At 64.0% G+C, this 12,702-nt stretch carries 12 protein-coding genes; 10 read left to right on the forward strand and 2 right to left on the reverse strand.

Annotation, left to right across the window (positions count from 1 at the left end):
* Positions 1-32: 32 nt before the first annotated feature.
* A complete protein-coding gene (gene gcvA, locus LB529_RS07205; protein ID WP_224710668.1) occupies positions 33-1,007 on the reverse strand; it encodes a transcriptional regulator GcvA in 975 nt (324 codons plus the stop codon).
* Between the two features lie 212 nt (positions 1,008-1,219).
* On the opposite strand from gcvA, the gene speB reads away from it, so the two are divergent.
* From speB to LB529_RS07225, 4 genes are all read left to right on the forward strand, one after another.
* A complete protein-coding gene (speB, locus tag LB529_RS07210) occupies positions 1,220-2,275 on the forward strand; it encodes an agmatinase (RefSeq protein ID WP_224631519.1) in 1,056 nt (351 codons plus the stop codon).
* Between the two features lie 141 nt (positions 2,276-2,416).
* Positions 2,417-3,217: a transporter substrate-binding domain-containing protein gene (locus LB529_RS07215; protein WP_224710669.1), complete on the forward strand. Its 801-nt coding sequence runs from the start codon at positions 2,417-2,419 to the stop codon at positions 3,215-3,217.
* Between the two features lie 66 nt (positions 3,218-3,283).
* On the forward strand, positions 3,284-3,952 hold the full coding sequence (locus LB529_RS07220; protein WP_224710670.1) for an amino acid ABC transporter permease: 669 nt from the start codon (positions 3,284-3,286) through the stop codon (positions 3,950-3,952).
* Positions 3,949-4,596 carry an amino acid ABC transporter permease gene (locus tag LB529_RS07225; protein ID WP_224710671.1) on the forward strand — a complete coding sequence of 216 codons (648 nt, stop codon included), beginning with the start codon at positions 3,949-3,951 and terminating at the stop codon, positions 4,594-4,596. The genes LB529_RS07220 and LB529_RS07225 overlap by 4 nt, the downstream gene beginning before the upstream one ends.
* Positions 4,597-4,636: 40 nt before the next feature.
* Here the strand turns inward: LB529_RS07225 and LB529_RS07230 are convergent, their stop codons facing one another.
* A complete protein-coding gene (locus LB529_RS07230; RefSeq protein WP_224710672.1) occupies positions 4,637-6,040 on the reverse strand; it encodes an MATE family efflux transporter in 1,404 nt (467 codons plus the stop codon).
* 241 nt (positions 6,041-6,281) lie between these two features.
* On the opposite strand from LB529_RS07230, the gene LB529_RS07235 reads away from it, so the two are divergent.
* From LB529_RS07235 to LB529_RS07260, 6 genes are all read left to right on the forward strand, one after another.
* Complete coding sequence (locus tag LB529_RS07235; RefSeq protein ID WP_140846401.1) at positions 6,282-7,199, forward strand: AraC family transcriptional regulator; 918 nt, start codon at positions 6,282-6,284, stop codon at positions 7,197-7,199.
* Between the two features lie 279 nt (positions 7,200-7,478).
* Positions 7,479-8,753, forward strand: coding sequence for an ABC transporter substrate-binding protein (locus LB529_RS07240; RefSeq protein WP_224631524.1), 1,275 nt, complete (start codon positions 7,479-7,481; stop codon positions 8,751-8,753).
* Positions 8,754-8,855: 102 nt separating this feature from the next.
* A complete protein-coding gene (locus tag LB529_RS07245) occupies positions 8,856-9,722 on the forward strand; it encodes a carbohydrate ABC transporter permease (RefSeq protein WP_224531626.1) in 867 nt (288 codons plus the stop codon).
* Positions 9,723-9,733: 11 nt separating this feature from the next.
* Entirely contained in the window at positions 9,734-10,546 is an 813-nt protein-coding gene (locus tag LB529_RS07250) for a carbohydrate ABC transporter permease (RefSeq protein WP_411962452.1), read from the forward strand.
* A 14-nt stretch (positions 10,547-10,560) separates the two neighbouring features.
* Positions 10,561-11,607, forward strand: coding sequence for an NAD(P)-dependent alcohol dehydrogenase (locus LB529_RS07255; RefSeq protein ID WP_224710769.1), 1,047 nt, complete (start codon positions 10,561-10,563; stop codon positions 11,605-11,607).
* A 3-nt stretch (positions 11,608-11,610) separates the two neighbouring features.
* Positions 11,611-12,696, forward strand: coding sequence for an ABC transporter ATP-binding protein (locus LB529_RS07260; protein WP_224710674.1), 1,086 nt, complete (start codon positions 11,611-11,613; stop codon positions 12,694-12,696).
* Positions 12,697-12,702: the final 6 nt, after the last annotated feature.

Below are 12,702 nucleotides of genomic sequence, written 5' to 3' on the forward strand. Positions count from 1 at the left end.
CCCGACAAAAAGCAGCTATGCAAGTCCAGCCATTAGGACGCGGTCCTGGCGCCTATGACCTTGAGGGCGGGGCGTTTTCTGCGACTCGGCACGCGGCCGGCGACCGGCGCATCGGCGCGGGCCTCGTCCTGCTCCTTCTCGGCGAACAGCCAGTCGATGAAGAGCTGCACGATCGGCGCCGAGCGCATCTCGTTGCGGCAGACGACGTAGAAATCGTCGACCGCCGGAACCGACAAACTGAAGGGCGCCACGAGCATGCCCCTGGCGAGCAAGGCGCGCGCGGTGACGGAATCGCCGAGCGCCACGCCATGGCCGTGCACGGCGGCCTCCGTCGCCATGCGGGCATCGCCCAGACGGTGGCGGCGGCCGCGTTCCAGATCGAGCGCGTCGGCGGCGGCCAGCCAGGTGTGCCATTCACGGCCATCGTCGCCATGCAGGAAGACGTGGTCGGCGAGGTCGCGGACGCTGCGGATCGGGCGGTTGTTGATCAGCGTCGGACTGACAACCGGAAACAGCTCCAGGCCGGACCACTTGCGTATCCAGCAGTCACTCCAGCTGCCGTCGCCATAATGCACGCAGACGTCGATATCCGCGGCGCGGACGTCTTTGGGATCGTTGGACGGGATCAGCGTCAGCTGGATGTCCGGATATTGCGCCGTGAAGGAGCCGAGCCGCGGCGTCATCCAGAGCAAGAGCAGCGCCGGCACGCAGGACACCGACAGCGCGCCGGCGCTTGCCGGCCGCGTCATGCGCTGGGTGGCGGCGGCAATGCCCTCGAAGGCCGCCGAGACCGCCGGCAGGAACTCCGCGCCATGCGGCGTCAGCTTCACGCGCTGCCCGCTGCGCTCGAAGAGCTTTACGCCCAGCGACTGCTCGAGTGCCTTGATCTGGTGGCTAACGGCGCCGTGCGTGACATTGAGCTCACCCGCCGCCTTGGTCAGCGAGGCGTGCCGCGCCGTGGCCTCGAAGGCGCGCAGAGGGTTCAACGGCGGCAGGCGCTTGGCCATGAGGGGCTCCTCCTTTGTGAGATTTTCTCACAGCCAAGACCCTAACAATATCAATTGATTTTTCAAAGCGGCTGCCCGACACTTTTGCCCGGAACAGCTTCAAGAGACGTGGAATCCGCAACGCAGCGGCGGACAGCGATCCAGCCGGACAACAGGCTGGCTTGGCAAATCGCCCATACGGGCAGCGCTGCAGGCAGGCAGGAGGACCGGACATGGGTTACGATCGCGGCAAGCTCGAAGCGTTGCGCCGCAAATATGGCGAGAGCCATGGCGGCGAGATGTTCGACCCGAAATTCCGCAAGGTGGCCGACAAGATCTTCAACAAGTCGGGCACACGCCTCGCCCCCTATTCCGGCATCCCGACCTTCCTCGCCGCGCCCTACCGCGAGATCGCGGCCGACAATCCGGATTTTGGCGACCTGCAGGTGGCGATGATCGGCGTGCCGATGGATCTCGGCGTCACCAACCGTCCCGGCTCGCGCTTCGGGCCGCGCGCGTTGCGCGCCATCGAGCGCATCGGCCCCTACAATCATGTGCTGGAATGCGCGCCGACGCATGAGCTGCGCGTCGCCGATATCGGCGACACGCCGTTCCGCAGCCGCTACCGGCTGGAGATCAGCCACGAGGACATCGAAAAGCGGACCAATCAGATCGTCGACGCCGGCGTGCTGCCGCTCTCCGTCGGCGGCGATCATTCGATCAGCCATCCGATCCTGAAGGCGGTCGGAAAAAAGGCGCCGGTCGGCATGATCCATATCGATGCCCATTGCGATACCAGCGGGCTGTTCGACATGACCAAATTCCACCATGGCGGTCCGTTCCGCAACGCGGTGCTGGACGGCGTGCTCGATCCATCGCGCACGATCCAGATCGGCATCCGCGGCTCGGCCGAATATCTGTGGGAATTCACCTACGAGTCCGGCATGACCGTCGTGCATGCCGAGGAGGTGACCGGCCTCGGCATCCCGGCCATCATCGAAAAGGCGCGCAAGATCGTCGGCGACGGCCCGACCTACATCTCCTTCGATGTCGACAGCATCGATCCGGCCTTCGCGCCCGGCACCGGCACGCCGGAAGTCGGCGGGCTGACGACGCGCGAGGTGCTCGAATTGCTGCGCGGGCTGAAGGGCCTCAACATCGTCGGCGGCGACGTGGTCGAGGTGGCGCCGCAATATGACGCGACCACCAACACCGCCCATGTCGGCGCCCAAGTCCTGTTCGAGATTCTGAGCCTGATGGTGTTCAGCCCAGCGATCAAGAAGGGCTGATGCCTCGCGCAATTCCGGACGGAAGCTATGGCCAAGGCGCAAAGCCTAAACCGCGTTCTTCCGGAATTGCTCTCCCAACACGACCGCCGCGCTGGAGCCGGCGGCCGGTTTCAACAACAAGCTTCCAGCAGGGGAATAACAATGTTACTTCGCAACGCACTGAAATCCGTAATCACAGCGGCGATGATACTCAGCGCCGCCGGCCTCGCCACGCAGGCGAAAGCCGACGCCGTCGACGACATCACCAAGGCCGGCGCCATCAATGTCGGCATCTTCTCGGACTTCCCGCCCTTCTCCTCGGCCAGCGCCGATATGAGCATCAAGGGCTATGACATCGACGTCGCGCAGGCGATCGCCGATTCACTCAAGGTGAAGCTCAACCTGGTCAGCGTCACCGGCCAGAACCGCATCCCTTATCTCACCGACAAGCGTGTCGATATCCTGATGAGCGTCGGCTACTCCAAGGAGCGCGAGCAGGTGATCGATTTCGCCGCCGCCTACGCGCCTTATTACATCGCCGTCATCGGCCCGGCCGAGCTTGCCGTCAAAGGCAAGGAAGACCTCGCCGACAAGTCGGTCGCCGTCAATCGCGGCACGCTTGAGGATACCTCGCTGACCCAGGCAGCACCGGCTTCGGCCGACATCCGCCGCTTCGACAACTACAATTCCGTCATCCAGGCCTTCATCTCCGGCCAGACGCAGCTGATGGTGGTCGGCAACGATGTCGGCGCCCAGGTGCTGGCCAAACAGGATGCGCTGAAGCCGGAGCAGAAATTCCAGCTGCTCACCTCGCCCTCGCATATCGGCCTCAACAAGAATGAAGACCGGCTTAAGAAGGCGGTGAACGACGCCGTCGCCAAGATGCTGGCCGACGGCAAGCTTGACGAGAGCTCGAAGGCCTGGCTGAAGACCCCGCTCAATCCGGACAACCTGAGGGATTGATCTCGAGAGCGGCCCAGCCATGACAAGCGCTGAGCCGCTCCGACTGTTCCAACAAGGTCAATCGCCATGGGCTACAGCCTGGACTTCGGCTGGCTTGCGGGCGCTGTGGGCGCGATCACGCGTGGCGCGGCGACGACGATCCTTCTGATCGCCGTCACCACGCTGGCGGGCACGTTCCTCAGCATCCTCGGCGCCGCCAGCAAGAGGAACGGCCCCAAGCCGCTTCAGCTGGCGATCGGCATCTATGTCGAGGTGATGCGCAACACGCCATTCCTGGTGCAGCTGTTCTTCATCTTCTTCGGGCTGCCCAGCCTAGGCGTCAGGCTCGACCCGATCCTGGCCGCGATGCTGGCGATGACGCTCAACATGGCGGCCTATACGATCGAGATCGTCGGCGCCGGGCTCGACGCCGTGCCACGCGGGCAGACGGAAGCCGCGCTGGCGCTCGGCCTCAGGCCCCGCCAGGTGTTCGTCAAGATCGTGCTGCCGCAGGCGCTGAAGGTGATCTATCCGGCGCTGACCAGCCAGATCGTCATCATGATGCTTGAATCGGCCGTGGTGTCGCAGATCGCGGTGCGCGAATTGACCTACGAGGCCGACATGCTGCAGGCGCGCACTTTTCGCGCCTTCGAGACCTATTTCGTGGTGACGATGGTCTATCTCGGCCTGTCTATGGGGCTGCGCCGGCTGCTGGTCGGCGGCGGCCGCCGTGTTCTGGGAGCGGGCGTGTCATGATCGAATTCACCTTCTGGGATATCGTCCGCAACCTGCTACTCGCCGCGCGCTGGACGGTGCTGTTGTCGCTCGCCGCCTTCATCGGCGGCGCGCTAGTCGGGCTGGCGGTGCTGTTCTTTCGCATCGCCAAGAACAAGTGGGTGAAGCGGATCGCGTCAGGCTATATCGCGCTGTTCCAGGGCACGCCGCTCTTGATGCAGCTGTTCCTGATGTTCTTCGGCCTGCCGATGCTGGGGCTGCGCATCGAACCGTGGACGGCAGCGGCGCTCGGGCTGACGTTTTTCGCCAGCGCCTATCTGGCCGAGATCTGGCGCGGCGGCGTCGACGCGCTGCCGCGCGGCCAATGGGACGCCGGCGCCAGCCTTGGGCTGCATTATCTGCAGGAGCTCAGGCTGATCATCCTGCCGCAGGCTTTCGCGATCACCCGCGCGCCGACCGTCGGCTTCCTGGTGCAGCTCATCAAATCGACGGCGCTGACCTCGATTATCGGCTTCGAAGAACTGGTCAGGACCTCCAACGCGATCAACAACGCCACCTTCGAGCCGTTCAAGGTCTACGGGCTGGTTGCGCTGATCTTCTTCGTCATGTGTTTCCCGCTGACGCAATATGCACGGCGGCTGGAGCAGCGTGCAGGGGCGCGCTGAGCCGCCAAAAGGCGGCCGACCGGACCGCAGCCTTTGTCGGTCAATGCCCGAAGGACAGCGCCGGCGCGATGCGGTCGCGCCGGAGCCAGCGTGCCAGGAGCAGCGCCGCCACCACGGCCAGTCCCGAGGCCAGGCCGATCCAGATGCCGACGCCGTTCAGGCCGAAATGGAAGGCAAGCAGCACGCCGAGCGGCAGGCCGACGCCCCAATAGCCGATCGCGGCGTAGATCATCGGCACCTTGGTGTCGTGCAGGCCGCGCAGCATGCCGGCGGCCACTGCCTGGGCACCGTCGAAAATCTGGAACAGCGCTGCAAAGACCAGGAACGAGACGGCAAGCGTGATCACCCTTGCATTGGCCGGATCGGTGAGATCGATGAAGGCGCTGATCAGCGCATGCGGCCACAGAATCATCACCAGCCCCATCAGCGCCATGAACGAGACGCCGATGACGAAGGCCGTCCAGCCGGCGCGCGAAACGCCTTCCGGATTGCCGGCGCCATGCGCCAAGCCGACCCGCACGGTCACCGCCTGGTTGAGGCCGAGCGGCACCATGAAGGAGATCGAGGCGATCTGGATGGCAATCGCGTGGGCGGCCAGCGAATCCGCATCGATCAGGCCCATCAGCAGGGCGGCCGCATTGAAGATCGTCACCTCGAAGGCGAGGATGCCAGCGATCGGCAAGCCGAGCCTCAACAGGCCGCGGAAGCGCGGCCAGTCGGCGCGCCAGAAGCGGCCGAACAGACGGTAACGGCGAAACTTTTTCTCCTTGATCACCACGGCGGCGAGGCCGACGAACATCAGGGTGCTGGACAAAGTCGTGGCGAGGCCCGAGCCGGCGATGCCCATCGACCTGACGCCGAGATTGCCGAACATGAACACCCAGTTGAAGAAGGCGTTGCAGGCGACCGCGACGAAAACGATGATCAGCGCCCAGCCCGGCCGTTCCAGCGCCGAGATGAAGGAGCGCAGCACGATATAGCCATAGAAAGGCAGCACCGCCCATTGCAGCCAATGCAGATAGATGCCGGCCTCATGCGCGAGCTCCGGCTTCTGGCCCATGGCCAGAAGCACCGCTTCGCCATGCCAGAGAAAAATCCAGATCGGGATCGAGATGAGGATCGCCAGCCACAGGCCCTGGCGCACGGTGCGGCGCAGGTCGCGCACGGAATGGCGGCGGCGGCCGAGCTCGGTCGCCATCATCGGCGAGGTCGCCAGCATCAGGCCGAGGCCGAAGATCAGCGGCATGAAATAGAGGTTGGAGCCGAGCGCGCCTGCGGCGAGCGTATCGGCCCCGAGGCGGCCCATCATCATGACGTCGGTCGCGGTCATGGCGGTCTGGCCGAGATTGGTCAGCACCATCGGCCAGGCGAGCGCGATCGTTGCCCTGATTTCCTGACGCCAAAGGTTTTCCGGCGCGCGAGCGCCGGCTTCGATCGCAGACATTGTTCCGCTCTTTCAGAACACGGCGCGTCGGCCAAAGGGCCGGAAGCCGCACACACGGCGCAAAATGGCGCCATTTGCGTCGCCTTGTGAACGAAATGCGACATCATGGCAAGGGCAGAGGTCCGGCTAGCGATTGATCCAGGCGAAGCCGGGATTCCGCGACGCCTCTTTCATTTGCCGGCCGGGGGCTGCTACGGATGCCCTGGCATATTAAGCCGGCGCGCCATGCCGGGAGGAACGAATGCCGTTCAGGCGCAGAAAGAACACAGCCGCGATCCCGCGCACGGCGCCCGCCTTCGAGCACATCGTGACGGAGGCCAGCGAGAGCTTCCTGTGGCGGCTGGACGATTATCCGTGGGAGCGCAATGTCTGGAATTTCCATCCCGAATACGAAATCCATCTCTTGCGGAAATCGTCCGGCGTCGTGCTGGTCGGCGACCATATCGGCGAGTTCGGGCCGGGCTATCTGACCATCGTCGGCGGCGGGCTGCCGCATGACTGGGTGACGGCAGTGCAACCCGGCGAGCTTATCGAAGGCCGCGATATCGTGCTGCAATTCGATCCCGAACGGCTGCGCGGCTCCTCGGGGCTGCTGCCGGAGCTGCGCGAGCTGGAGCCGTTCCTGGAACGCTCGCTGCGCGGCATGGTCTTCCATGGCCAGACGGCGCTCGACGGCGCCGAGCTGATGGAACGAATGGGCGAGGTGCATGGGCTGGCAAGGTTCCGCATGTTCCTCGAACTGCTGGACCTTCTGGCCACCACCCAGGAATACGAGCTTCTGTCGTCGCCGGATTTTTCTCCGCTTCTCGACGCGGAATCGCTGGATATTATCCAGCGCTCGCTGACCTATCTGTTCCAGCACTTTGCCGAGGATCTGAAGCTGCCGGAGGTGGCGGCGTTGGCCGGGATGAGCGAAAGCACTTTCTCGCGCTTCTTCCAGAAAAACACCGGCAACTCGTTCAGCGACCACGTCGCCAAGCTCAGGCTCTGGCAGGCCTGCAAGCTGCTCGCCGACACCGAGATCCCGATCACCGACATCTGCTTCCAGGTCGGCTATATGAACATCTCGAACTTCAACCGCGCCTTCCTGCGCAAGCACAAGATGACGCCGTCATCCTACCGCAAGCTGTCGCGGCAGCGGCTGACGCTGCGGGCGTGATTTCGCCACCTAGCTTTTTGTTTCATCGCAATTCCGGACGGAAAACCGCTGCACACTTTTCCTGGAATTGCTCTAATCGTACTGATACTCGTGTGACGGACAGACTCTACCGGTGCCATTTTTTGCGCCGCACAATGCATAAAAGTACAGGTCTGCTGCAACGAGGCTTCTAGTCTCGCCCCTTCCAACTCCTCATTTTGGCGGCGGGTCGCAGTCATGCGGGCGACGGTGAGGGTCGCTTAGCCCGCGGACTTGCTTGTTCCTGGAGGAGAAACATCAATGAAATCAACCCGGCTCGCTGCCAGCCTCGGTGCAGCTTTCGTGCTTACCGCTTCCGTTTCAACCGCAGCACTTGCCCAGGCGCCGGTCTGCTCGGCGCCGGTCAAGGTGCTGGCGCAGCCACGCGACGGGCTGACGCTTCTGGAGGACTCCAAGGACGAGTTCAAGAAGCTGTCCGGCGCCTCGTTCCAGATCGACTATCTCAACGAGAACGACCGCCGCGCCAAGTCGCGCGCCGACGCTTCGACCGTCGGCAACTACAATGTCTACTATGTCGACGAGGCCAATGTGGCGCTGTTCGCCTCCTCGGGTTGGATCGCGCCGCTGACCGATTATTATCCGGCTGAATACGATTTCGCCGATTTCGATCCGGGCCGCCAGAAGGTCGCCACCTATGACGGCAAGGTCTGGTTCGCGCCTCTGACCGGCGGCGGCGACCTGATGGTCTACCGCAAGGACGTGCTCGAGGCCGCCGGCATCCAGCCGCCCAAGACGCTGGACGAGCTGATCGCCGACGTGCCGAAACTGACCAATGCCGACAAGGGCGTGTACGGCATCGCGCTGCGCGGCGCGCGCGGCTCGGGCGCCAATGTCTGGCGCTGGATGCCTTTCTTCAAGGCCTATGGCGGCAAGTGGTTCGACGGCGACAAGCCGGCTTTCAATTCGGACGCCGCAGTCAAGGCGACGGAGACCTATCTCAAGCTGTTCAAGGACTCGGCCCCCGGCACGCAGACCGGCAGCTGGGATGAATCGACCGGCGCCTTCCTCTCCGGCCAGGTCGCCATCCTCGTCGAATCGACGCCGCTGTCGGGCATGGCGGTGGACCCGAAGACCTCGCAAGTGGTCGGCGAGGTCGGCTTCCTGCCGCCGCCCTCGCCGCTGCCGGGCGGCGGCTACGGGCATGGCCTTGCCATCGGCACCAAGGCCAATGCGGATGACGCCGCGAAGAAATGCGCCGGCCTGTTCATCGCCTGGGCGACCTCGAAGGAGAATGAGAAGCGCCGGCTCGATGCGCATCAGTTCGGCGAGCTCAACCGCACCAGCGTCCTCTCCAGCAAGGAATTCGCCGACATCTACGGCGCCGACCTCGGCAAGGCGCTGGCCGACACCGGCAAGGTGACGGCGGTGAACTTCTGGCAGGATCCGCGCTGGCCGGATCTCGGCGACCGCTGGGGCATCATCCTCGAGGAGTTGGTCACCGGCACCCGCACCGACATCAAGGGCGGCCTCAACGAGCTCGAGGCCTATGCCAACGAGCTGGTGAAGAAGAAGTAATCCTCCCGCCCGCGGCGCGCAGGTTCCGGCATTCGTCCGAATGCCGGAACCTGCGCGCCGCGGGACCTTCGCCAGACAGCAGTAAAAATCCAAGGATAGGCAATGCGCCGACGTTCTTCCCTGCCGGTCACATTTCTGGTTCCTACCCTCGCCATCCTCCTGGTGCTGTCGATGGTGCCGACGCTCTACGCCATCGTGATCGCCTTGCAGAACCGCGAGTTGAGCACGACCGGTTACTCCTGGGTGTGGTTCTCGAACTTCGCCGATCTCTTCCTCGACCGCCGTTTCCTCAACGCCGTCTGGGTTTCGGTGAAATGGGAGATCGTCACCGTGGTAGCGACCATGGTGGTGGCGATCGGGCTGGGTGTGCTGATGTTCGAGGTCGCCGGCCCACGCCTGCGCAATTTCTATTGCCTTTTGTTCATCATCCCGGTGCTTTTGCCGCGCGTCTCGGCCGCCTTCGTCTGGAAGTTCGCCTATCATCCGCTCTACGGCATTGCCACCTATCCCTACCGGCTGATCACCGGCGGGCTGATCTTCGATCCGCTGTCCAAGCCCGGCACAGCGCTGTTCGCCGTCGCTTCGGTTGACGTCTGGCAATGGGGGCTGTTCTTTGCCGTCATCGTGCTGAAGCTGCTTGAAACCTTGCCGCCGCAGCCGATCGAGGCGGCCAGGCTCGACCACGCCAAGCGTTGGCAAATCCACGCCTACGTCACCTTGCCGATGCTGAAGGCGCCGCTGATCAGCCTGATGTTCGTCAAGATGATCGAGTCGCTGCGCTCCTTCGATCTGATTTATGTGATGACGCGCGGCGGGCCGGGCGTCGCGACCGAAACGCTCGACATGTACGCCTTCTCGCAAGGCTTCATCGAGTCCGGCAAGGTCTCCTACGCATCGGCCATGGCGGTGCTGATGATGATCGCGACGGTCATCACCTTCACCATGCTGTGGAAGCGGGTGCAGGCATGAAGCCATATCCGATAAGACCGGGCCGTCTGGTCGCCAAGGCCATCCTGGCGCTGGCCGGGTTCCTGGCCGTGTTCCCGCTTCTGTGGACGGCGCTCAATGCGCTGAAGAACAATGTCGACATCATCACGCGGGTGCCGAAGGTGATATTCGCGCCGACGCTCGCCAACATCGGCTACATCCTCGGCCGCGACAGCGTGCTGACCGGGCTCTACAACTCGGTCGTCGCCTGCGGTTCGGCGGTGCTGATCGGCGTCGTCCTCGGGCTGCCGGCGGCCTATGCGGTGGCGCGCTATCCCAACCGCTTCGCCGGCGACATCCAGTTCTTCGTCCTGTCGCTGCGTTTCCTGCCGCCGGTGGCGGTGGCGATCCCGCTGATGGTGATCTGGCTGCAGGTCGGGCTCTACGACACTTTGCCGGCGCTGATCGTCACCTATTCGCTGCTGACCATATCGGTGATCATGTGGCTCGCCATTCCCGCCTTCCAGGGTGTGCCGAAGGAGATCGAGGAGGCGGCCTTCGTCGACGGTTACGGCCCTTATGCTGTCTTCTGGCGGATCGCGCTTCCCGTCGCGGCGCGCTCGCTGATCGGCGCCATCGCCTTCAGCTTCGTGCTGGTCTGGAACGAGTTCCTGATCGCGCTGATGCTGTCGAGCTCCAACGCCAAGACGCTGCCGATCGTGGCTTCCGAGCTCTCCCAGCAAGGCATGAACGTGCCCTGGGGAATCCTCAACGCCTCGGTCGTGCTTCTGTCGCTGCCGCCGCTTTTGTTCCTCGGCGTTTTGAGCGGCTTCCTGAATTCCGTTTTCCGGCAAAAGAAAAGTTGATGCGAGGATACCCGATGCGGGCACTGGTGCTTGAGAAAAAAGGCGAACTGACGCTGCGCGAGATCGCGCTGCCGCAAGACGTCGGACCGGACGACGTCAGGATCGCCATCCACACGGTCGGGGTCTGCGGCAGCGACGTGCACTACTACACGCACGGCGCCATCGGCAGCTACATAGTTCGCGAGCCCATGGTGCTCGGCCATGAGGCTTCGGGAACCATCGTCGAGGTCGGCGCCAATGTCACGAATCTCAAGGTCGGCGACCGCGTCTGCATGGAGCCCGGCGTGCCGAACCTTGCGTCGCGCGCAACGAAGCTCGGCATCTACAATGTCGACCCGGACGTCCGCTTCTGGGCAACGCCGCCGGTGCATGGCGTGCTCGCGCCCTACGCCGTTCATCCGGCGGCCTTTACCTACAAGCTGCCGGACAATGTCTCCTTCGCCGAGGGCGCGATGGTCGAGCCCTTCGCCATCGGCATGCAGGCGGCGGCGCGCGCGCGCATCGTGCCCGGCGATGTCGCCGTCGTCGTCGGCTGCGGCCCGATCGGCATCATGATCGCGCTCGCCGCGCTGGCGGGCGGCTGCGCAAAAGTGCTGATCTCGGACTTCTCCGCGCCGAAGCTTGCGATCGCCGCCCAGTATCCCGGCATCGTGCCGGTCGATATCGGCAAGCAGTCGCTGGTCGATGCGGTGCGGGCGGCGACCGACAATTGGGGCGCCGATATCGTGTTCGAGGCGAGCGGCAGCCCGAAGGCCTTCGCCAACCTGTTCGACGTGGTGCGGCCAGGCGGCGCGGTGGTGCTGGTCGGCCTGCCGGTGGAGGCGGTCGAGCTCAACGTGCCGGCGGCGATTTCCAAGGAAGTGCGCATCGAGACCGTGTTCCGCTATGCCAACATCTTCGACCGCGCCCTGCAGCTCATCGCCTCGGGCAAGGTCGACCTCAAGCCGCTGATCACCGGCACCTATGATTTCTCCGAGAGCATCAAGGCGTTCGAGCGCGCCGCCCAAGGCAAGCCGCAGGACGTCAAGCTGCAGATCCTGCTGACCGGCGAGAAGGGCTAAGGGATGTCCGCCATCGTTTGCTCCCATGTCGACAAGGCCTACGGCGCCACGACCGTCATCCGCGATCTCAACCTCGCGATCGAGGAACATGAATTCGTCGTGTTCCTGGGGCCGTCCGGCTGCGGCAAGTCCACGCTTCTCAGGATGCTGGCCGGGCTGGAGGATATCAGCGGCGGCGAGGTGTCGATCGGCGGCAAGGTGGTGAACGATCTCGAGCCCGGCGATCGCGGCATCGCCATGGTGTTCCAGAATTATGCGCTCTATCCGCACATGACGATCTTCGACAACATCGCCTTCGGATTGAAGCGGCAGAAGGTGCCGGCGAACGAGATCAGGAAGCGGGTCGAGGCGGTCTCGAAGACGCTCGGGCTGGAGCCCTATCTCGGCCGCAAGCCTACAGAGCTTTCCGGCGGTCAGCAGCAGCGCGTGGCGATCGCGCGCGCCATGATCAAGACGCCGAAAGTGTTCCTTTTCGACGAGCCGCTCTCCAACCTCGACGCCAAGCTGCGCAATCATATGCGCGTCGAGATCGCCAGGCTGCACCAGTCGCTGAAGACTACCACCGTCTATGTCACGCATGACCAGCTCGAGGCGATGACGCTGGCCGACCGCATCGTGCTCTTGAAGGATGGCGTGATCGAGCAGATCGGCTCGCCGGCGGAGATCTATCGCCGCCCGGGCAATCTGTTCGTGGCCGGCTTCATCGGCACGCCGAACATGAATTTCATCGAGGTGACGGTCGGCAAGAGCAAGGATGGCTGGACGCTGACCGGTGCGGGGACGGTGCTGTCGCTGCAAGGCGGCGACTTCCATCTGCAGCACGGCGATCGCGTTATGCTCGGCATTCGGCCTCCGGATCTGAAGACGGCGCAAGCCGGCACAGCAAACCTTTTGCAGGGCACCGCCGATCTCATCGAGTTCCACGGCAATGACGCGCTGGTGACGTTCGGCTCCGGCGGCAAGGAGATCAGCGCGCTGGTGCCGGCCCGCGAATGCCCGGAGTTGCGCGCGCCCGTGCGCTACAGCTTCGACGAGGAAAGCATTCATTTGTTTGACGCGACGTCGGGCGCGTCGTTGCGCAAGCAGTAGGGCGAT

The sequence above is a fragment of the Mesorhizobium sp. CA5 genome, assembly GCF_020165105.1.
GTDB lineage: Bacteria > Pseudomonadota > Alphaproteobacteria > Rhizobiales > Rhizobiaceae > Mesorhizobium.

Excerpts from the sequence above, each read along its gene's own strand:
- LB529_RS07220 (WP_224710670.1), top strand. The coding sequence starts at position 3,284 with ATGGGCTACAGCCTGGACTTCGGCTGGCTTGCGGGCGCTGTGGGCGCG.
- LB529_RS07260 (WP_224710674.1), top strand. The coding sequence starts at position 11,611 with ATGTCCGCCATCGTTTGCTCCCATGTCGACAAGGCCTACGGCGCCACG.
- LB529_RS07215 (WP_224710669.1), top strand. The coding sequence starts at position 2,417 with ATGTTACTTCGCAACGCACTGAAATCCGTAATCACAGCGGCGATGATA.
- gcvA (WP_224710668.1), bottom strand. The coding sequence starts at position 1,007 with ATGGCCAAGCGCCTGCCGCCGTTGAACCCTCTGCGCGCCTTCGAGGCC.
- speB (WP_224631519.1), top strand. The coding sequence starts at position 1,220 with ATGGGTTACGATCGCGGCAAGCTCGAAGCGTTGCGCCGCAAATATGGC.
- LB529_RS07240 (WP_224631524.1), top strand. The coding sequence starts at position 7,479 with ATGAAATCAACCCGGCTCGCTGCCAGCCTCGGTGCAGCTTTCGTGCTT.
- LB529_RS07255 (WP_224710769.1), top strand. The coding sequence starts at position 10,561 with ATGCGGGCACTGGTGCTTGAGAAAAAAGGCGAACTGACGCTGCGCGAG.
- LB529_RS07225 (WP_224710671.1), top strand. The coding sequence starts at position 3,949 with ATGATCGAATTCACCTTCTGGGATATCGTCCGCAACCTGCTACTCGCC.
- LB529_RS07230 (WP_224710672.1), bottom strand. The coding sequence starts at position 6,040 with ATGTCTGCGATCGAAGCCGGCGCTCGCGCGCCGGAAAACCTTTGGCGT.
- LB529_RS07235 (WP_140846401.1), top strand. The coding sequence starts at position 6,282 with ATGCCGTTCAGGCGCAGAAAGAACACAGCCGCGATCCCGCGCACGGCG.
- LB529_RS07245 (WP_224531626.1), top strand. The coding sequence starts at position 8,856 with ATGCGCCGACGTTCTTCCCTGCCGGTCACATTTCTGGTTCCTACCCTC.